The sequence below is a fragment of the Paenibacillus sp. S150 genome, assembly GCF_019352175.1.
Classification (GTDB): Bacteria; Bacillota; Bacilli; order Paenibacillales; family Paenibacillaceae; genus Paenibacillus_AQ.
Genome location: NZ_JACBYI010000001.1, coordinates 498443 through 519081 on the forward strand (window position 1 = coordinate 498443; position 20639 = coordinate 519081).

Below are 20639 nucleotides of genomic sequence, written 5' to 3' on the forward strand. Positions count from 1 at the left end.
TTCATATATTGGTGTACAACCCCGTTCAAAAGGAGCCTGTCCCTATGATCCGTGATCTGCTGTTCCCTGTCATATATGGTCTTGTCATTTTCCTCGCCGGCATGAAGCTGATGGAGGCCGCGCTGGCGAGGCTCGCCGGACCTCTGCTTACGAGGAGCCTGCATACGGCAACCTCCACGCCGCTCAAAGGCCTGGTTGCCAGCAGCCTGCTGTCCGCGCTGCTGCAGAGCAGCACCGCCGTAACGGTGCTGACCATCGGCATGGTCAATGCCGGGCTGCTGACCTATGCCCGGACGCTCGGCATCATCCTTGGCAGCAACATCGGCACCTGCCTCACCACAGAGCTGATCGGCCTGCAGATCAGCAGGATGGCCGCGCCGCTGCTTATCGCTGCGCTGTGCCTGTGGGCTGCGGCAGTTATGCTTGGAGAGCTGCCGCCCTTTTCCCGGCGGGCGGCGGAAGCCTGCCGCAGAATTTCCACACCGCTGCAGTTCATCTGCCTGGCGGTGGCCGGGTTCGCGCTCGTCCTGTGGGGCATCGCGGTCATGCAGTCGATTGGCCCCGCGCTGGAGGCAAGCGGGCTGTTCCGCTGGTTCCTGGATCATGCCGCAACCAGCGCGATCTGGGGCCTGGCCGCCGGAGCCTGCCTGTCCGCGATGCTGCACAGCAGCGCGGCGGTCATCGGCATGGCGATGGGGCTCGCCACAACAGGAGTGCTGCCGCCGGAGCTGGGCATTGCCATCGTGCTCGGCGCGAACGTCGGCACCTGCGTAACTGCCGTCATCGCCGCTGTCGGCGGCTCGGCTTCCGGCAAGTTCGTCGCAGGGTCCCATGTCGCGCTCAATGCCGGCGGCGCCCTGCTCTTCCTGCCCTTCATCCAGCCGCTGCAGGCTGTGTCCGCCTGGATCGGCGGCGGTCCGGGCGCACAGCTCGCCCACGCCCAGACCATTTTCAATGTGGTCTGCTCGCTTGGGGTACTGCCGCTGTGCTATCTGCCGGTATGGACCCGGCTGGAGAAACGGCTGCAAGCGTAAATACGCCTCACCCGGGAACCTCCATATCTGCAACAGGATGTTTCTGCCGCCCGGGCTGCATTATCGCTGTACCATTATACTTCAATCCGCTCCGCAGTTCTAATGCTATCTGCCGTACCTGACTCAAAAAATACTGTAAAACCGCGAACCGTCGTAAAAGGTGATCACAGTTGTGGAAACTGCAATGATAGCAACCAGCGCCAGAGCGATATAATCATTCCTGCTGAAAGGACGCGCCCGGTACCAGGTGCGTTTGCGGCTTGCCCCGAAGCCGCGGAGCTCCATTGCGGTGCTGATCTTCTCAATCCGCTCAATGCTGGCCAGAATCAGCGGCATCAGAATCAAAACGATGTTTTTCACTCGCCGGGGCAGCTTTTCTTTACGGGAGATGTCAATGCCGCGGGCCTGGGCAGAGAAGGAAATGTTCTCATAATCGCGCTGAATATCGGGAATATAGCGCAGCGCCAGCGATACGGAATAAGCGATTTTATAATTCACCCCGATTCTGTTCAGCGAGGCGGCAAATTCACTGGGGTCCGTCGTCAGCATGAACAGGAGCGCTATGGGGATGACTACAGCATATTTAAGAGCGATGTTGAACTGGTAGAACAGTTGCTCCGCCGTTACAGTATAGCGGCCGGCAAGATGAAAAAGATCATGCCGGGCGCCATAAATCCGCGTTCCCTCCAAAGGCGAGAAGATAAAGATTGCTATATGGTTCAACAGGAAAAAAAACAATATAAAATAGAGTACAAAAGCGTAATCCTGAAACCGCACTTTGGAGATTCTGAACGCCAGAAGACTGCACAGCAGCATGGCCAGCAGGCATCTGGTGTCGTAGGTGATCATTCCCGCGACCGACCAAAGCGCAAAAAAAATCAGCTTGGTTGCGCCAGTCAACCGGTGTACCGGTGAATCCTGATGGGTGAACTTCAGCATGCCGGCCTTCATCCGTGCCGCTCCCTCCTGTCTCTTGCGATAAAACGCCGGACAAACTCCGCCGGCTGCCCCACTCCGGCCTTCTGTGCCAGAGCAAACAGCGAGGTCTGCTTCAGATTGGCGCTGCTCACGATTTCCGGATCCGTTAAAATCATTTCCGGCCGGCCGTCAGCCAGCTTCTCACCGTCCGCAAGCACAATTGTCCGCTGCGCATACTCAAGCATCAGGTGCATGTCATGCGTAATCATAATGACCGTGATGCCCCGGCGGCTCAGTCCCAGCAAAAATTCCATCATTTCATTGTAATGCCTGTAATCCTGCGCGGCAGTCGGCTCATCAAGAATAATGACCTCCGGCTCCAGTACCAGAATGGAGGCAATCGTAACGCGTTTTTTCTGTCCATAGCTGAGCGCAGAGATTGGCCATTCGCGAAAAGCATGCAGCCCGCAGATCTTCAGCACATTATGAACGCGCTCCCGTATGCTTTCTTCTGGCATTCCCCGCAGCATAAGACCCAGGGCTACTTCGTCGTACAACAGTGTTTTGGAGATCATATGGTTCGGATTCTGCATCACAAAACCGATACGCTCCGCCCGCTCCTTAATGGTATCCCGCGCTAAATCGCGTCCATTCAGCAGGATCATTCCGGAGGATGGGCGGTAAAAGCCGCAAATCAGCTTCGAGATGGTGGATTTGCCTGCGCCGTTCCTCCCGGCGATACAGAGCATCTCCCCCCGGCAAATACTAAGCGAGATGTTCTTCAAAACGCGGGTGTTTTTGTCATAGCCAAAAGAAAGCTCCCTCAGCTCAAGCAATGGATCGCTCCCGAATGCTTCCCGCGGAAAATCGCTGCTGTCATACCATTCCCGGAGCTTGTCCGCGTTTGCTTCTACATCAAGCCCCTCTATATGCTCTGGATGCATCTCCGGCGTTATAAGACAGCCGGCATATTTCAAAGCTGTAACGTACAGCGGCTCGCGGATGCCTGTTTCCATGAGCAGGCCGGAGCTCAGCAGTTCGGCGGGAGACAGATCCGCAGCGATCATTCCTTCATTCATGACAATAATCCGGTCCACCGCACGATGCAGCACTTCCTCCAGGCGATGTTCAATAATGACCACCGTTTTGCCGGTCTCCCGCTGCACCCTGTCAATCAGCTCAATCGCTTTGGTTCCGGTGTACGGATCGAGGCTCGCAAGCGGTTCATCGAACAGCAGAATATCGGCATTGCCGACGAGCACTCCGGCCAGCATCGTTTTCTGCTTCTGCCCGCCGGATAATTCCTGTGGCGACGCCGACAAAAGCCCATGAATTTCAACTGCTCTTGCCGCAGCCGCTACCCTGGCGGTCATTTCGCCCTGCGGAACCGCTGCATTCTCCAGACTGAAGGCAATATCCTCTCCAACCGTAAGACCGACAAACTGCCCGTCCGGGTCCTGCAGCACCGTTCCTGCCACTTCAGACAGCCCGGCAATCCCCAGTCCTGCACTGTCTCTCCCCATGACCTGCAATCTTCCGGTTATTTCACCCGCATAGGCAAAAGGAATTAGACCGTTGATGCAATGGGCCAGCGTGCTTTTCCCGGAACCGGAAGGCCCGATGACAAGCACCTTTTCCCCTTCGCGGATCGCCAGGTTGATTCCGTGCAGGGTCGGCTCCTGCTGGGTCCGGTATTTAAAAGAGAAATCCGTGAATTCGATTACCGTTTTGCTCATGACTGACCTTCCTCTTTGCTGATTTAAGGTTGATTTCAACAGAAAAGCCGGTGACGGGCACCGGCCTTAGGTTTAAATTATAGTTCATCCCAGTCTGCTGAGGCTACCCTGCTTCGTCCGCGTTTTGGCATATGCCGCCGCCAGCAGTGTTCCGATAACCGCTACAGTGACAATATTGGAGACTCCGGCGATCAGTCCCTGCGTAAATACTTTGTTTGCCGGTTCCGCATAAATGAGGATATCCAGCACAGGGGCCACAACGAACCAGGCAATGGCATTCGCCGCTATCTGGGCCAGATTGAAGGTGATGATCTCTTTTCGGCCGAACTCACCGTCCCGGATGGCAATTCTTGCAACCAGCAGCCCGATAATCAGTCCGACCAGTCCGGAGGAAATGACCCAGCTGAACCACGGGGAGCCGTAGAAAATTGCATCCTTCAGCGTATGCCCGATCAGACCGATCAGCAATCCGGCAACGGGGCCGTACAGAAGCGCAAACAGCGCAAGCAAGGCGTATGTAGTCTCAATGTTGGTATTCGGAATACCGGAAGGAATGGAACCGAATCTCCCCAGTATCACAAACAGCGGCGAACCAATTCCAATTGCCACAACCGTTCGGATGGATAATACCTGTTGCTTGGCCATCAGCTTCATCTCCTTTGGGGTGCAATCACCCGCCATGTACTTTCCGAAATTATACATCGGTTTACTCGGGATTGCTATAGAATTGAATAAATTTTCCTATCTGAAAAGACAACGTCCAGAACAAAACGGCTATCCCGTCCTTCACTGGACAAAATAACCGTTCTGGGATTTCAAATTCAAGGTTGTCTGCGGTTCTCCGATTCGCCCTTCCCGGATGAAGCCTGCAACTTCCCGGAAAGGGATTTGCAGGCTTCAAGCCCTTGCTGCAGCTGCTCCGGTAACCGGAGCAGCCCGTTACTTCACTGTAACGGATACCGTCACTGTTTTATTGTTGAACTTGCCCTTGATTGAGGTTGTACCCTTGCTGACTGCAGTAATTGTTCCGGAAGCATTGACCTTGGCTACAGAAGGCTTGGAGCTTGTCCAAACGGTGCTGCCTGTTACAATCGCCGTCTTGCCGGTATCATACAGCGCAGTCACAACCACGCCTTTGGAAGCTCCCGGTGCGAGGTTCAGCTTGTTTTCACTGACCGTAACCTTGGTCAGCTTGGGAACAACAGTGATTTTGACAGTTGCGGAGATTCCCTGATAAGACCCGGTCAGTGTCGCTGTCCCTTCGCCCACAGCCTTCACGGTGGTGCCTTTCACCGTAGCCACTGCCGGATTGGAGGACTCCCAATTCATGGAGCTGGAGAAATTCGCCGTTTTGCCGTTGGTGAAGGTTCCGGTCACTTTAATCGCCTTGGAGCCTTTGATATTCATTTCAAGTGTGCTGGGCTCCACGAGCAGCTTCACGACCTTTTGCTCAATGGTCACCGGAATGCTGATCGTCTTATTCGAGTAGGTGCCCTTCAGCGTTGCAGAGCCTTTGGCCAATCCTTTAACCGTTTTGCCGGCGGCGGTCTGCTTGATTACTGCATTGCTGCCGCTAAGCTCCCATTTAATCGTCGCCGTGACATCCAGCTCATCCCCGTTCTCGAGCACAGCCAGAACCTCCGGCAGCGGCTGCTCTTCACCCATGACCAGACCGAATGAATTCTCAGGTCCAATCAGCACGAGCACTTTATTCAGAACGGTCACTTTCAGTTCAACCGCTTTGTCCCGGACGGCTGCAGCGGGTGCCGCAACGGCGCTTTCCTTAATTTTGCCGGTAAGGGTTACAGTGCCTGCCGTGCCGCCGACGAGCTTGCCGTCCTTAACCAGGGCAATCTCTTCGTTCGCGGAGGTCCACTCGATTTCATCGCTGATGTCAAGCTTCGTTCCGTCATATTTCGTTCCGCTTACCTTAGGCAGACTCACAGAGTCCGCCGTGTACAGCTCCTGCTCGGTTTTATCCGCAGTCAATTCGGTAAGGCTAGGGTATACCGTCAGCTTGAACGACTTGCTTACGCCCAGGTACTCGCCTTTAATGACTGTGGTTCCGACCGCTTTGGCCGTTATGGTGGCCACGGCGTCTTCTGAAGCCACCGTGTCAGCCGCAACTGTCGCGGCCAGCTGGTTATCAGAGCTCCAGACCGTATCCGCTGATTGATTTTTGGTCGAATTCACGGCATCGCGCACGTAGGATTTAACCTTGAGGCTCTCCCCGAGGAACAGGGATTGATCGCCTTCCGGAGTCAGCATCAGCGCCTCATAGGGCGCGCGCACATAGACATCAACCGATTTGGAAACGCCCAGGTAGCTTGCCGTAATAACCGCCTTGCCGGTACCCAGCACTGTAATCTCACCGGCGTCTACTGTGGCGATGCCCTCATTGGAGCTTGTCCAGTCGGCATCTCCGGCAATATCTTTTTCCGGGCTGCTCTCGGTTGCTTTGGTCATTGCGGTCAATTGCACCGGGGAGTCGCCAACGAGAAGCTCCAGCTCCTTCACAACTGAGTCTTTCCCCTTATCCTTCAGCACAATAGCCGAATACGGCAGCTGCACCACGGCCTTGAAGGTGGCTGTCAAGCTTTTGTATTTGGCTGTAATCGTTGACGTTCCTTCACCCACAAGGGTGATTTTTCCTTCTTCAATGGTAATTACAGTGGTATTCGAGCTGCTCCAGACAGCATCCGCAGTCACATCCTTCACGGATGTGGCAGACTCTCCGCCGACAGCTTTTGCTTTTACGAGCAGAGTTTCCTCGCTGTCCCCTAATTTATAATTGCCGTCCGCACTGCGTTCCAGCGTTAAATCCTTGAAGGGATGGGCAACGGATACTTCAAGTGTAGCTACCGCATTGTTGTAGGTCGCTGTAATGATCACAGTACCGGTGTCTACCGGTGTCAACAATCCGTTAACTACTTTGGCTACATTTGTATTCGAGGAAGTCCACACGGCCGCAGCCGTTATATCTCTTTTGGAGGAAGACCCTTCCAGATTGGCATATACCTTAAGTTGCTTGGGTGTCTGGCCTACGGTAAGCTCTACTTTGGCCGAGCTGTCGAATTCAATGGAATTGGTGTCGCCGGCAGCTGCAAAGACGTTTACCGGAAAAGCTGCAACAGTCAGCAATATCATAATGAGGAGCATTTTCGTCATTTTCCTGTACACGGTCATTTGTTCTCTCCTTAGGCATTGAAATTGTCGGTGCTTGTTTTCCACACTCTTCCACTATATCGACAATTGCAGCCTGAGTGTTTACCCTATATTCAGTATATTTTCAGTTTCAGCGAAATTCGGGACTTTCTGACTAGACCCAAGCGATACCGCCACTGGGATATCCCCAAATAGTGTATAGATTGTGTTTGTATCCGTACAATCTCCAATAAAGCAGGTTTTACCCGTCAATCTGGAATGATGGCTGATGCTTTTTTGGAGCACCAGCATTTGATTTAAGCCCTCAAATTGCTATATTGCGAAAAATATAATATACCATCTGGAGCCGGCGAGCCGGAGCATCGGGTAAAAGAACAGAATTCCATGACGTCCATTTGTCCTTTTTAGACAAGTGAAATAAGGATATCCGGGCAGAGGTGTTCCCCATTGTTTGATAGGCTCCGGATACCCAGCTTGCACAACTATGGAGCACCGCTATTATGGGTGCGCGGTGAGGTTTGACTTTCGGAGGACAGAATTATAAAATAAAAATGAATGATCATTCATTCACAAATTGTCATACCCATCCCACAATAAATGGAGGTCATCGTTTTGTCCAAAAGCGGCAAAAAAGAAGCCATCATGACCGCCTCCCTGGCGTTGTTCGCCGAACGGGGGTTTGCCGCGACAACCATGCCGATGATCAGCGGTTCCGCCGGTGTCGCTGCAGGTACGGTCTATCGCTATTTTGACAGCAAGGAAGCTTTGCTCAATTTTGTATTCCGGAAGAGCGTGGGAGAACTGTTGGCAGCCTTGCAGCAGGAGCAGAAAACACCGCCGGTTGACGGAAAGAGCTTCCGCGAGAGGTTTCGGCGGATGTTTTACGGGCTTTGGCAATTTTCCAAGGAGCAGCCTCTGGCTCTGCAGTTTGTCACTTCCAGTACCAACCATCTGCATTTGGATGATGAGAGCAAGCGGTGTATGGAGCATTTTATGCAATATCTGCAGGACACCGTGCAATGGGGACAACAGGAAGGCGAACTCCGGCCGCTTCCGCTGGAAGTGATCGTGTCCATTGTGTACGGAGCATTCCTGCAGTTATCGGTCAATTTCCGCAGCGGCTGGCTGCGGGAAACGCCGGAATTGCTTGCTGAACTGGAGGATTGCTGCTGGAATGCCGTCAGACGAAATTAGCGGCTGCGAGCAGCCGCTACAGGGGGAGTATGGATGATGAAGAACATATCCGCAAGCAAAGTACGCTGGGGAGGCGCGCTTCTGATCGCCGCCGGGCTGCTGTTTCTGATCTCCGAAGCGGTAGCGGCGGCGGCGTGGACTGAACCCGTGTACAGGTACAGCTATAACTTTATCAGCGATTTGGGCGTTTCGGGACAAGTGATCGTCGATGGCCGGCTGGTCAATTCTCCCTTGCCGCAAGTGATGAATTCCGCGATGATTCTGCACGGAATTTTAATGGTTATCGGAGTGGTTTGCCTCAAAAATTCAGTTCCCCGGCGGCAACGGACGGTTGCCCTGACTGCCGCTGTAATTCATGCAATCGGAATGGCCATGGTCGGCAGCTTCCACGGTCTGGATTATGCGACGCTGAATCCGCATATCCTGGGGGCGCTGCTCGCTGTGCTGGCCGGCGATTTCCTCGCCGTCTATACCGGCCGGTTTTTGCGCAAACGGCAAACGGCTCCCGGCTTGTCGGCAGCGAGCCTGCTTATAGGCTCGGCAGGCTTCCTCTCCGTGCTGGTCCTGCTGTTTTTCCCTTCCGAATATGGCGCGATATTGGAACGGTTCGCGGTATATACCATTCTCGGCTGGGAGCTGGTTGTCGGTGTCTGGCTGATCCGCCATTCCCGCAGCTTCGGTAATTTCAACGCCGCGGACGACGGTGCGCCAATCCAGCCAACATCCTGTTAATACCCATCCGTGCTTTTCAGGCTGAGCGCTTCCCGCAACTTCATTTTCTCATCCTGTTGGATCGGCTGCTCCAATAAGCAGACGGACACCGCTGTCCTGTGCTAAGCTCCAGGGGATGCGAAACCGTCATCCCTCTTCCCAGAGCGGAAGAAGCCGTTCATTTTCAGTAATTTTTGCCAAAAAACGGCTACTGTACGCTCCGGCGAAGCCCGCTCCGGCTCACGCTGACCAGCTCCCCACGGCATTCGTTCACTCCGGCTTCCGTGATCTTCACCTGGCAGAGCTCTCCCTGCAGCGAATCCTCGCCGCCGAAGAATATTTGCAGGTAGTTGTCGCTGAAGCCGTGCTGGGTGCTGCGTCCGGGCGCGCCTTTGGCCGAACGCTCAGCAATGACGGACACCGTCTTGCCGACGAAGCTGCGGGCATATGCCAGCTGCATCTCTTCCGAGAGGTCTATGAGCTGCTGTACGCGTTCGGTCTTGATCTCTTCCTCCACCTGGCTTGGCATCCGCGCCGCCGGTGTGCCTGTCCGTTTGGAATACGGGAACACATGCATCTCGGAGTAGTTGACCGCCTTCATGAAATCGTATCCGGCGCGGAACATTTCCCCGGTTTCCCCCGGGAAGCCGACAATGACATCGGTGGTTATGCCCACATCGGGCATCGCCTGCCGGATCAGCTCCATTTTGGCATAATACTCTTCCGTCGTATATTTGCGGCGCATTGCTTTCAGCACCTCGTTATGTCCGGCCTGCAGCGGAATATGCAGATGGCGGCACATTTTGGAGCTGCGGTTCAGCACCTCAAGCAGCTTCCCGTCTATCTGGCTGGCCTCTATGGAGCTGATGCGCACCCGTTCGAGCCCGTCCACCTGATCCAGCTCCCACAATAAATCGGCCAGCCGGTAATTCTCCAGATCATCTCCATAGCCTCCGGTATGAATCCCGGTCAGGACGAATTCCTTGTATCCGGCCTCCACCAGCTGATGCGCCTGGGCAATGACGGATTTTGGATCACGGCTGCGCGACAGGCCGCGCGACCAGGGAATAATGCAGAAGGTGCAGAAGTTGTTGCAGCCATCCTGAATTTTCATAAAAGCCCGCGTCCGGTCGGCAAAGCCCGGCACATCCAGTTCCTCAAATTTCCGCGTTTTCATGATATTGCGGACAGCGTTCACCGGCTCGCGCGAACCCTGGATTTTTTTCACATGGGTCATAATATGCTCGCGGTCCTGGTTGCCGATCACGAGGTCGACACCCGGAATATCCAGAATCTCTCCGGGCGAGGTCTGCGCATAGCAGCCGGTTACGGCCACGATCGCTTCCGGATTGCGGCGCACGGCGCGGCGGATCATCTGGCGGCTTTTTTTGTCGCCGGTATTGGTTACCGTACAAGTGTTGATCAAATAGACATCGGCGGGCCCTTCGAAATCAACCTGCTCGTAGCCTTCATTTTTGAAAAGCTGCCAGATGGCTTCAGTGTCATAGAAATTCACTTTACAACCCAAAGTATAAAATGCTACGGATGGCATTGCTCAAGCTCCCCCCATTTCTCCGGATTCATATAGAATACAGGCTGCGGCTACCATGCCTGCCGTCTCGCAGCGCAGAATGCGCCGTCCAAGCCCGACCGAGACCGCCCCGGCCGCTTCGGCCGCACGGCATTCCTCGGGAGTGAAGCCGCCCTCGGGACCGGCGACGACCATCACCTTGCCGGGTGACTGCGGCGGCAGTGCGGACAACCAGGGAGCAACCGCGCTGCGGAGCTGCAGGCCTTCCTCTTTTTCATAACAGAAAAAGACGGCATCATATTCACTGAAGCTCTTCAGCAGCAGCTTCCAGCCGAGCGGCGAATGCACTTCCGGGACGATGTTCCGGTGCGCCTGCTCGGCGGCCTCCTTGCAGATTCTGCGCCAGCGTTCCAGCCGCTTGCTCTCCTTGCGCTCGTCATACTGCACAATCGTGCGCTCCGAGAGAAAAGGAACAAAGCCCACCGCGCCGATTTCGGTGCATTTTTGAATCACAGTCTCCAGCTTGTCCGCTTTGGGCAGGCTCTGTGCCACAGTGATCTTGATCCGCGCCTCATGGGTCATATCCAGCATTTCCAATATGCTGACTGTCACCTCACCGGTTTCAATCGAAGCAATCTCCGCCAGCGCCTCACGCGACACTCCATCGCTGACGATCAGCTTGTCCCCGGCCTTGCCGCGCATGACCTTGGCAATATGGCGGGCATCCTCGCCGCCAATGGCCGCTGTTTCCGGATGAAACTGCTCCGGTGTTACGAAATAACGCTGCATGTTCTCATCATCCTGTCCTTTATTCAGCATAAAGGCGGCAGCGCTCCTGCTCCTCAGGTTCCCTGCCGCCGCTTTTCATGCACATGTTTACCCGCTAAAAACACCACATTACATCATACAACGTTTGCCTGGCTGTGAACAGGCCCGGGTTCAGATCCCGAACAGCTTCAGGAACAGCTGGAGGAAATCATTTCCGATCTGTATAGACCAATTGCTCATTGGAGTAATCGTATACGCACGCAGCCCGGGAATGAAGATAATCAGCAGAAACGCAAAGGACAGCCACTGCTCGTACTGCTGCATTCTTCCGCGGACCGGGCGGGGAGCCACATCCTCCAAAATACGGTAACCGTCCAGTGGCGGCAGCGGAATCAGGTTAAACAAAAAGAGAAAGAAATTGAATTGAATAAATATTCCAAAAAACCAGACAATCGCCCGAAGCAGCTGTTCGTTCGTAACGGAATCAATGACCCCGGTTCCCAGCAGCACGGCATAGATCAGGGCACCCAATATCCCGAGCAGAAAATTGCTGATTGGCCCGGCTGCCGAAACGATTACGCCCATAAGACGGGGCTGTCTGAAGTTATCCCGGTTCACGGGAACAGGGCGGGCCCAGCCGAAGCCGGCAATGAGCAGCAGGATGATGCCGAACAGATCAAAGTGCACGGCCGGATTAAGCGTCATCCGGCCTAGCAGCCGGGCGGTGGGGTCACCGAATTTATTGGCAAAATAAGCATGGCTGAACTCATGCACTGAAAATGCAATAACAATAGTAATCAGAAAAAACGGCAGCTGCTGCAGCGGAATACGAATAATGCTTTGCAAAAAGTCCATGTCTACCTCTTTCCGGCTGTAAACGCCGCCCAGTCTTCTTCACGGGATATTTCCATAATCTCAAAACCGGAAGACACCAGCGCTTTCGCCACCAGCTCTTCTTTATCTTTATAAATGCCGGAGGCAATGTACAGCCCGCCCGGCTGCAGCGCGCGGTAGACATCATCCGTGAACAGCACAATAATCTCCGCCAAAATATTGGCGACCACCATCTTGACCGGCAGAGTAACGCCATGTCCCGTTTCGCTTGCAGACCCGTCAAGGGCAGTCTCCGCTTCAGCCGGACGGCCCGGTCTGGCCGAAGGCCACATGGCTCCGGCAGCCGTATCCAAAGCCCGTTCGCCGCCCAGAAGCGACAACAGATCACTTTCTCTAACTGCAACGGAGTCCTGCAGCCGGTTCAGCGCCACATTCTCTCGCGCACTGTCCACTGCCATCGGGTCCAGATCAAGCGCCAGCACCGACTTTGCACCCAGCAGAACTGCACCTACGGCGAGAATGCCGGAGCCTGTGCCAACATCAATGACCTCTTCGCCCCCGCGGATATGCTTTTCAAGTGCGCGCAGGCAGAGAGCCGTGGTTGGATGCGTTCCGGTTCCGAAGGCCATGCCTGGATCGAGTTCAATAATCTTTTCATCCGGGCCAGCGGGTGTGTATTCCTCCCAGGTCGGCTTAATCGTCAGCCGTTCCGATACGCGCAGCGGCTTGAAATACTGCTTCCAGGCATGAGCCCAATCATCCTCATCCACGGTTTTCCAGGAAATCTGTGCCTTCCCGGGGTCAATCCCGAACTCACGCAGCTCTGCAACTCTCGGAGCAAGCTCCTGTATAATATCATTCATGGAGACAGATTCGGCATAATAGCCTTTAATAACCGCTTCCCCTTCAGGGATATCGTTAAGCGGTTCGTCGTATAATTCTCCGTAACGGGTGTCACGCGTTTTATTCAGTGTTCCCGATTCTTCAATGGAAACGCCGCCTGCTCCGGCTTCATACAGCAGATTGGATATCATTTCCTGTGCTTCTTCTGTTGTATGTACCGTCAGTTCGTGCCATAACATGTGTGTGGGTCCTCCTAAAAGTTTTGTGGGCGCTGCTTCCTTGAATAATCTGCGTACAAAACTTGCTTCGGAAGCATACGCTAAGTTTTGTGAGCCTGGCTTCCTGGATTCACTTCGTCCAAAACTCGCTCCTTAAGCGTACGCCTGGTTTTATGAAGCTTCATTTGAACAATTAACAGTATACCATTTCTCACCCGGCCAGCGCCAAAATGGGGTTCAGCTCCCGGAAGCCGGACCCTTTGTACGGCAAAAGCAGTCCGCCGTATGATCATCCACCATACCGGATGCCTGCATGAATGCATAACAAATGGTAGAGCCGACGAACTTCATCCCCTTCTTCTTAAGCGCTTTGCTCATCTGGCCGGATTGCGGGGTGGACGAAGGCACCTCCGCCCTTGTCTCCCACCGGTTAATCACCGGCTTCCCTCCGGTAAAGCTCCAGAGGTATTTCGCAAAGCCGCCCTCTTCCCGGCATATCTGCCGGAACACCGCCGCATTATGGATGACCGCCTGAATCTTCAGCCGGTTGCGGATAATTCCCGAATCCTGCAGAAGTGCTTGGATTTTGGCTTCATCATAGAGCACAATCCGCTGCGGATCGAATCCGTCGAACACTTCACGGAGGTGCTCCCGCTTTTTCAAAACCGTATACCAGCTGAGTCCGGCCTGCATGCCCTCCAGCATCAGCAGCTCGAACAGCTTCCTGTCGTCGTACAGGGGCTTGCCCCATTCCTCATCATGATAAGCAATATACAGCGGGTCCTCATTGACCCAGGCACAGCGTGTAATCTTCAAGATACTCTCTCCTTTCTCTGCACATTCAGCTATTCTGCATGATTCCCGCAGGACACCTCCAGCCTGCACGCACCGTGGCCAAAAAAAAGCAGCAAGACCTTCCCTGGAATTAAAGGGGGCCAAGCTGCTTATGCAGGCGGATCAGATGATATGCAAAACATCGCGTGCCTGGTTGTCCAGCGCCCGGGCGGAGGTCGATATCCCGGTGAACTCCTGCAGCGCTACTTCAATCTGCCTCTGGCTTTCTTCCACACTGCCCTGAACCTGGTCCATTCCCGTGGACATCCGGCCGATTTCCTCTGTGATCGCCTTGACGCTGTCCCGCACCTCGCTGATGGAATCCTGCACCATCGCCGACAGCTTTCTGACTTCCTTGGCGACCACATCAAACCCCCTGCCGAATTCTCCGGCATGTGCCGCTTCAATCGCCGCATTAAGCGCCAGCAGATGGGTCTGCGAAGCAATATCGCGGATGGTCTGCACCACACCTTCAATATCCCCGGCTTTCTTTTGCAGATTGGCTAAGGTCAGGGTATTCTCACTTGAGACCCCGGCAATTTTGTCGATGCCCAGCAGCAGCTCCCGGCTCCGCTCAATGCCTTTCTCCGCGCGCTGATTCAGACTGTCAGCCATTTCCTGCATCCGGGCCACTACATTGCTTATATTCGTTTGTCTCGAGGTAATATTGGTAGCGACCTTCGTTACTCCAATGACCTCTCTGTCTGTCTCATCGAAAATAGGCATATAAGTAGCTTCCAGCCAAACCGGACCGCCCTCTGAGTCCATCCGTTCAATTTTGTCCTGAAAGCTCTTGCCGGCAAGCAGATCCTGCCAGAATATTTCATAGTCCGGACTGTTCACAAATTCAGGGAAGCATAATTCCCGATGCTGCATGCCGTACATATCCTCAGATCTGTATTTCATCGAACTGGCGAACACCTCATTGGCGTACGCCACGCGGCGGTCCAGGTTGAAGCGGATCAAGGCGAGATTCTTCTCCAAAGCTTTAATAACCAAGGCATCTGTGACTTCTTGTATTGATACATTCTCCATAGTGATTTCTCCCGTCAAACTTAATTTTAACGATCTGCAGACTACGGTTATCCTCGTTTGGCTTTACTTAATATTAACGGAAAAATCAGCAGTTTAGATTACAAGCCCGACAAATCACGCATTTTTTCCGCTTCGAATGTTACGGTTGTTCTTGCCGGCATGATCATGAACGGGGCTTTGCTCCTTCTGCCATTATACTATCAGCAGGTACGCGGTGAAAGTGTGCTGTTCACCGGAATATTGATGATCCCCCGGGGAATCGGAATGCTGCTGACCAGAAGCTGGGTGGGAGGACTGGCCGACCGTATGGGTTCGCGGTCGGTTGGGTTCGCCGCGGCCGCATTCATTCCCTCGCTTTTATTGTCTGTGCACCCAAAAGAGACTCCTGTAAAGCAAGCATAAATATGCCCGGCAGTGCACTGGGCAGCTTGCTTGCCGATGCCTGTTCATGACAGCAGCTCTATATAAATAGCCATACTGCACATCGCTCCAGTAAAAGAGGAACCCCCGGCCATTACTGGCTTCGGGATTCCTCTGTAGTTGCATAAACAGTTGTATAGCTTGAACTGGCAATCTTACGGATCGGCAGCAAGCTCTTTGCTTGAACTGCAGCTTGCCTGCGGCGAGACTCGCACTTAAGCTCTGGCTGTATTTGCTGCAACTAAATGGACCGGTTATGGTGCCGGCAGGGTTTTAATTGCAGTTGCTGCAGTTAAAAATCATATTCCGCAAAAGAAGCCGCTCCCTGCCGGCTTGTCAGCCCTTACTCCGCCGCTGCTCCCGTGATCTTGCCTTCATTGCGCGCACGCAGAAGGGTGTGCCGGTTCATCCGGATCAGATGGGCCTCTGCCAGACTCCGGCGCAGCAGCTCTTCATCCACGCCCAGCTCCTCCAGCGAAGAGGGGCCATGCACCGTCCGCAGCAGCGCGCGCAGGGTCCCAGGAGACGGCAGCTTGCCGATTTCCTCCAGCACTTGCCGCCACTGCTCCTTGTTCTCAAGGCCTTGCGAGCCTGCGAGATCATGGTAGAGCGTGGAGATTTCCGCACAGGCCACTCCAACCTTCGCGCCATGCAGCAATTGTCTGCGTCCGGCGCGGATGTACTCCATCTCCCAGTAATGGGACAGGTGATGCTCCGCTCCCGATGCGCAGTGTGATTGCCCGAACAGCAGAATCGCCAGTCCCGATTCAATCAGCGCTCCGGTCAGCACACGGATGCCCAGCTCGGTATGATTTCCGATCTCTTCGGCATGGGTCACACAGGCCAGCAGCGCTTGCTCGGTGATGGCCGCGACAACGGATGAATACGGTTCATCCGCCGTCAGACGGCCAAATTTCCAATCGAATAAAGAAGTGTATTTGCCCAGCATATCGCCAAATCCTGCCGCGATCATTGGAGCAGGTGCCATGCGCAGCAGCTCGGTGTCGGCAAATATAGCCGCCGGACCGGCGGCAGGAATAGTGAGCTTGTTGCCGCGGATAATGAGCGGCGAACCATTTGAAGTAAAACCATCCACAGAGGGCGCTGTAGGAACAGATGCAAAAGGAATTGCAGCAGTATACGCCGCATAACGGGCTATGTCATGCAACGTGCCAGAGCCTGCTGCAATAATGGAGTCGGCTTTATGCTTCTGGATATCGAGCAGCACCTGTACCACTGAGGCTTCATCCGCAATGACATCCCCCTGCGCGTTCGGCAGCACCAGGATTGTCTGTGCCGGAATTCCCGCTTCCCTGCACTCCTGTATCAAACCGGCTCCCGCGGCCTTCAAGGTATGCCCATCGGCTACGACCAGCGGCTGCTTCCAGCCTTCGGCGGCAATGAAAGCAGGCACCTGCTTCAAAGCCCCCGCCTCTACAACAATATAACGCGGAAGGGCAAAAGCTCCCCCGCCTTCCAGCTCCGCCGCAGCAGCCTTTATATTGCTCAATATATCGGTCATGAAGAAAACCTCCTAAAGGTTTTGTGAGCGGATGCTTTTTCCGAATTCGCTTTGAGCAAGGCTCACTTTAAGAGCACATTGGCTGTGGTCACAGGCATAATCGTTTTCCTGCTTTGTCCCCCCATTATACACTTGTACGTACAACCGATCCACATTTATTCAATAAATTTCGAATAGGTACACACAATTTTTTTCAAGAACAATATAGATATTCAAGTGGAAACGGCTTGACCGTCCTTGACCGGGCAGCGCAGCTGTTTGCATTTCAGGTGTAAGGCGGCGGCTGATGCCAAGCGGAAAAGGTCACTTCATATTCCCCCAGCCGCTTTTTCACTTGCGTTAGTGGGAAAAAGGATCCCTAATCGATCCGTTTCTCTCTCCCTTACAGAGGAATACGCCTACATTAAGTTGAACTTGAACCATTCATCCAAGGGGCGATTTTAGTGGTAAAAAGGATAACTAATCCACCGCATTCCGATCCTGGATCGTCCCTAGTGGGAAAAAGTACAACTAATTCGGCTGAAATCAGCCGTATGGGGTGAACGGGCCTCCATTAAGTGTACAAAATCCTACTAAAGCCCGTTAAAGCCAAAATTCCAGCCTATTAGTGTTACTTTTTACACTTCGCTTTCGTTCCCTATGAACCTCCTTGCGTTCCATCAGCGTTTTCAGGTCCGCCGGTTCATTTCATATAAGCCGGTTCCATTGATATACATTAAGTTTCTTTATTGTGTTTTTTTAAGATTACAGAACCGCCTCCCGCTTAAACAGCGGAGCGGACGGACAGACCTGCGGAACAGCGGCAGCGGCCGCCCGGGTCTCCGGAATTTCACCGCTAAGAAACTGCGACGAAATAAAGTACCGCTGCATTGTTGACAAAACTCCCAAAACCGTGGAAATTTTGTCAACAGGAGCGGGTACTCATTTCCCCGCAGCTCTTAAGGGGAATGAAATAAATCCGGAGGGCGCAGCGACCCGGACAACGCTCCGTTCGCGGAGCGTCCTCACAAGCGCAACCGTCTATCTGACTCCAAAAAAAGAGCTGTCCCAAGCAGCCATTTCATGGCTTATGGGACAGCCTCTTCAGCGAGAAAGATAAAGCTAATTTCTAGCGTGAAACATATAAACCTGAATTTCAAAAGTAAGTATCCACAAATCATCTAAAAAGCTCTGCACGAAGAGATTTCTTGCTAAAAACAACTTGCATCAAATGGGTGAAAGAAAAAGAGGGGTTATCCCTTGTCCGATCCGGATTGGTTCAATTCACTTTCGAAATTAAGGATAAATTCTTTTAAATAAAGCCCGCACCCTGTGCGGACTTTAGGTACTCTTATTGCGCCGGTTCAGGCTCCAGGCGGTTCGTTGAGCTTCGCAGTACCAGCTCCGGCTTATAAATGATATCGTTCTGCGGCTCGGCGCTTCTCCGTTCGATCATATCCATCAGCATCTCCGCCGCCTGCACCCCCATTTCCTGCTTGGGATGCCTGATGGTGGTCAGCTTCACTTCTGTCGCCGTAGACAGCGTCGAGTCATCGAAGCCGATCAGCGACAGGTCATCCGGCACACTTAGGCCTGTCTGGCGCGCCGCCTCCAGCAGCAGGACCGCCAGCTCATCGTTGTAGCAGACGAAGGCGGTAGGCCGCTGCCGCCGCTGCAGCATGCCAAGCGCCGCTTCATAGGGCACCGTACGCTCTTGCCCGGACATATAATGGGTCACAGTATCCGGTCCCAGCAGAAGACTGTGCTTATGCAGCGCACGGGTAAAGCCCTTCAGCCGGTTGGCTCCCTGGAGATCGTCTGTTTTGAAGAAGCCGGCAATTTCGCGGTGGCCAAGCTGAATCAAATGCTCCGCAGCCATGTAGCCTCCGGCTTCATCATCGAGCTTCAGGCAGGGGCAATGCAGCTCCGGATACCGCTCATTAATCATAATGAACGGTATCCGGTGAATTTCCAGCGCCAGGTAGAGCGGCAGATTGGGATTGCCCTGGGCGCTTTTGGTCGGCTCAATAATCAGGCCCTTGAAGGGCTGGCTTAACAGCAACTCCAGATTCTCGCGTTCCTTGTTTTTGTCATTGTCTGTGCTGGACAGCATCATGCTGTATCCGCCGCCGCGCAGCCGGGCCTCGGCACCGCTGACAATATGAGGGAAGATATAATCGGAGATATGCGTGGTCATCATCCCGATCATACGGCTGCTCTGCAAAGGCCGCGTATCCTGGCGGGCGACAAAGGTCCCCTTGCCCTGCAGACGGTAGAGCCAGCCTTCCTTCTCCAGCTGGCCGAGCGCCTGGCGCACGGTCTGTCTGCTCATGCCGAACTGTCCCGCGATTTCGTTCTCCGACGGAGTCTGGTCATCGGGCTTCAGCCGCCCGGATTCAATCCAGGACAGCAGCTCTGTTTTTAGACGCATATATTTCGGTATCGGTTTGTCCGTCATGGTACACCCCAGGCTGCTCAAATAGAGTAATCCAAGCCATTATAGCATATGCAGCTTGTATGTACATGCAGGCCCGCTATCTTTTTGAGCCATAGTCCCCCATTTTAATGCCCCAGACCGAATCCTTCTGGTATGCTGCAGCTTCCCGCAGCTCAGGGAGTCTCGGGTCCTGCGGATAATGCTGCTCCAGATATGCAACGAATGCCCGGCGCAAGCCAATCTCCGCCTCCAGCTTATTGTATTCGTTCGGGTGCCTTTTGATCTCCTTAAGCGCTCCCTCCCAGCGGTTCAAATCGGCGGCCTCCGACTGCCCGCAGCGGGTCCTGTCCACAAGCTCACGAAGCTCGCGGTAAGCCTGCTTCACTCTGGAAGAATAAAACCGCTTCTGGTTCAAAAAAGTCAGCAGCGCCACCAGCAGCGCCAGTCCGCCCCATAAAATAAAGTTATCCATGCAGTCCCTCCAGCTTTGCATCTTCCCTTAATTATACACTCAGAAGCAACAGTATCCACGGACACAACATCAGGTTTATGAACAAAAGTTTGCACAAAAATACCCCACATTCATGGGGCATTTCAGAGGTATCCGCTTCTGCATTATACTGGGCTGATTCCACCCCGCTCTTTTCGCGGAGCCCTTTGCCTTTGCTGTCTATTCCTTCTTCATCATTTCATGAAGCTGGCGTTTGTCGGCCTCAACGGAGCGCTCCTGAGCTTCCAGATCATCCGTATCCGCTTCCGCTGCTGAATATTCTACATCCTCCGCTTTCGCTTCGTAGAGCATTTTCATTTTGTCGGTTTTCGAGAATATGTTCGAGTTCTCTCTGTCCGTCAATTATCGGGCCTCCTGTTGTTCAATATGAATTACGGCTATCAGATCATTCCACCGGCCTCTTCTATAATGGTAACTGCCTGCTCATAGGAGCCCGGGTCCACAAGAACGGTAAGCAGAATATTTCTGCCGGTCGGACCGCCGTCACCGCCGTGGCTCATGCCGCTTCCACTGGTATGCGCTGCGGAGAGGATGCCTGTATGCGCGCTGGCCGAGGTCATGGAATCCATGCTTGCCAGATTGCCGGTCACGGGATTAATTCCCGCCTCCAGGCTGTTTCCGCCGAATCGGCTGAACCGGTCAATAGACAGCGCGCTCACACGCAGCGCCTGAAGCTTCCGGGAGACGCCTTCGGCCTCCTCCGGGTCCTTAAAGTAGGCGAGTATGCTTTTTTCGGACAAGGGAATTCCCCGCTTTCTGCCTGGAATGCCATACGCAAAGTGTTACAGATCTATTTTGGATTTCAGGTCCGTAATTTATGCTTACTTGTCCTGTAACAATTTTTGTTAGATGACACTCTTAAGGTGAAAGGCTTCATGATTTCCATTTTTATCCACAAAAAATACAGTATTCAGATATTTAATTTATTTCCCCTATAAAAATACTCGGA

19 protein-coding genes are annotated in these 20639 nt (G+C 53.7%); 3 read left to right on the forward strand and 16 right to left on the reverse strand.

Translation table 11 applies throughout. From position 1 onward, the window contains the following. The first annotated feature begins 44 nt into the window (after positions 1-44). Positions 45-1034 (forward strand): Na/Pi cotransporter family protein, encoded by a 990-nt coding sequence (locus HYD27_RS02035; RefSeq protein ID WP_219210818.1) that lies wholly within the window; start codon positions 45-47, stop codon positions 1032-1034. Positions 1035-1157: 123 nt separating this feature from the next. Here the strand turns inward: HYD27_RS02035 and HYD27_RS02040 are convergent, their stop codons facing one another. The 4 genes from HYD27_RS02040 to HYD27_RS02055 form a co-directional block, all read right to left on the reverse strand. Continuing rightward, positions 1158-1985, reverse strand: coding sequence for an energy-coupling factor transporter transmembrane component T family protein (locus HYD27_RS02040; RefSeq protein ID WP_219210820.1), 828 nt, complete (start codon positions 1983-1985; stop codon positions 1158-1160). After that, positions 1982-3688 (reverse strand): ABC transporter ATP-binding protein, encoded by a 1707-nt coding sequence (locus HYD27_RS02045; protein ID WP_219210822.1) that lies wholly within the window; start codon positions 3686-3688, stop codon positions 1982-1984. The genes HYD27_RS02040 and HYD27_RS02045 overlap by 4 nt, the downstream gene beginning before the upstream one ends. A gap of 84 nt (positions 3689-3772) precedes the next feature. Beyond that, positions 3773-4333 (reverse strand): ECF-type riboflavin transporter substrate-binding protein, encoded by a 561-nt coding sequence (locus tag HYD27_RS02050; protein WP_219210825.1) that lies wholly within the window; start codon positions 4331-4333, stop codon positions 3773-3775. Positions 4334-4627: 294 nt separating this feature from the next. After that, positions 4628-6874 (reverse strand): Ig-like domain-containing protein, encoded by a 2247-nt coding sequence (locus tag HYD27_RS02055; protein ID WP_219210827.1) that lies wholly within the window; start codon positions 6872-6874, stop codon positions 4628-4630. Positions 6875-7465: 591 nt separating this feature from the next. Here HYD27_RS02055 and HYD27_RS02060 point away from each other — a divergent pair. Both HYD27_RS02060 and HYD27_RS02065 read left to right on the forward strand, forming a co-directional pair. Beyond that, the gene (locus HYD27_RS02060; protein ID WP_219210829.1) at positions 7466-8047 is read left to right on the forward strand and encodes a TetR/AcrR family transcriptional regulator; all 582 of its coding nucleotides are present in this window, start codon (positions 7466-7468) and stop codon (positions 8045-8047) included. 33 nt (positions 8048-8080) lie between these two features. Beyond that, complete coding sequence (locus HYD27_RS02065) at positions 8081-8779, forward strand: DUF998 domain-containing protein (protein ID WP_219210831.1); 699 nt, start codon at positions 8081-8083, stop codon at positions 8777-8779. Between the two features lie 187 nt (positions 8780-8966). Here the strand turns inward: HYD27_RS02065 and mtaB are convergent, their stop codons facing one another. The 12 genes from mtaB to HYD27_RS02125 all read right to left on the reverse strand — a co-directional run bounded on the left by mtaB (position 8967) and on the right by HYD27_RS02125 (position 20430). Further along, entirely contained in the window at positions 8967-10310 is a 1344-nt protein-coding gene (mtaB, locus tag HYD27_RS02070) for a tRNA (N(6)-L-threonylcarbamoyladenosine(37)-C(2))-methylthiotransferase MtaB (protein WP_219210833.1), read from the reverse strand. A 3-nt stretch (positions 10311-10313) separates the two neighbouring features. Then, positions 10314-11078 carry an RsmE family RNA methyltransferase gene (locus HYD27_RS02075; protein ID WP_219211112.1) on the reverse strand — a complete coding sequence of 255 codons (765 nt, stop codon included), beginning with the start codon at positions 11076-11078 and terminating at the stop codon, positions 10314-10316. Positions 11079-11228: 150 nt separating this feature from the next. Then, positions 11229-11912 (reverse strand): site-2 protease family protein, encoded by a 684-nt coding sequence (locus HYD27_RS02080; protein ID WP_219210836.1) that lies wholly within the window; start codon positions 11910-11912, stop codon positions 11229-11231. A gap of 2 nt (positions 11913-11914) precedes the next feature. Beyond that, positions 11915-12973, reverse strand: a complete 1059-nt coding sequence (prmA, locus tag HYD27_RS02085; protein ID WP_219210842.1) for a 50S ribosomal protein L11 methyltransferase — start codon at positions 12971-12973, stop codon at positions 11915-11917. A gap of 216 nt (positions 12974-13189) precedes the next feature. Further along, complete coding sequence (locus HYD27_RS02090; protein WP_219210843.1) at positions 13190-13768, reverse strand: DNA-3-methyladenine glycosylase I; 579 nt, start codon at positions 13766-13768, stop codon at positions 13190-13192. A gap of 141 nt (positions 13769-13909) precedes the next feature. Continuing rightward, on the reverse strand, positions 13910-14821 hold the full coding sequence (locus HYD27_RS02095) for a methyl-accepting chemotaxis protein (RefSeq protein ID WP_219210844.1): 912 nt from the start codon (positions 14819-14821) through the stop codon (positions 13910-13912). A gap of 763 nt (positions 14822-15584) precedes the next feature. Further along, positions 15585-16763, reverse strand: coding sequence for a sn-glycerol-1-phosphate dehydrogenase (locus HYD27_RS02105; RefSeq protein ID WP_219210845.1), 1179 nt, complete (start codon positions 16761-16763; stop codon positions 15585-15587). 744 nt (positions 16764-17507) lie between these two features. Further along, on the reverse strand, positions 17508-17633 hold the full coding sequence (locus HYD27_RS32325; protein ID WP_255596043.1) for a hypothetical protein: 126 nt from the start codon (positions 17631-17633) through the stop codon (positions 17508-17510). A gap of 460 nt (positions 17634-18093) precedes the next feature. Next, complete coding sequence (locus tag HYD27_RS02110; protein WP_219210847.1) at positions 18094-19200, reverse strand: GntR family transcriptional regulator; 1107 nt, start codon at positions 19198-19200, stop codon at positions 18094-18096. Positions 19201-19276: 76 nt separating this feature from the next. Further along, positions 19277-19651, reverse strand: coding sequence for a hypothetical protein (locus tag HYD27_RS02115; RefSeq protein ID WP_219210849.1), 375 nt, complete (start codon positions 19649-19651; stop codon positions 19277-19279). Positions 19652-19849: 198 nt separating this feature from the next. Then, positions 19850-20032 (reverse strand): YfhD family protein, encoded by a 183-nt coding sequence (locus HYD27_RS02120; protein WP_228744879.1) that lies wholly within the window; start codon positions 20030-20032, stop codon positions 19850-19852. Between the two features lie 38 nt (positions 20033-20070). Then, positions 20071-20430, reverse strand: a complete 360-nt coding sequence (locus tag HYD27_RS02125; RefSeq protein WP_219210851.1) for a hypothetical protein — start codon at positions 20428-20430, stop codon at positions 20071-20073. Positions 20431-20639: the final 209 nt, after the last annotated feature.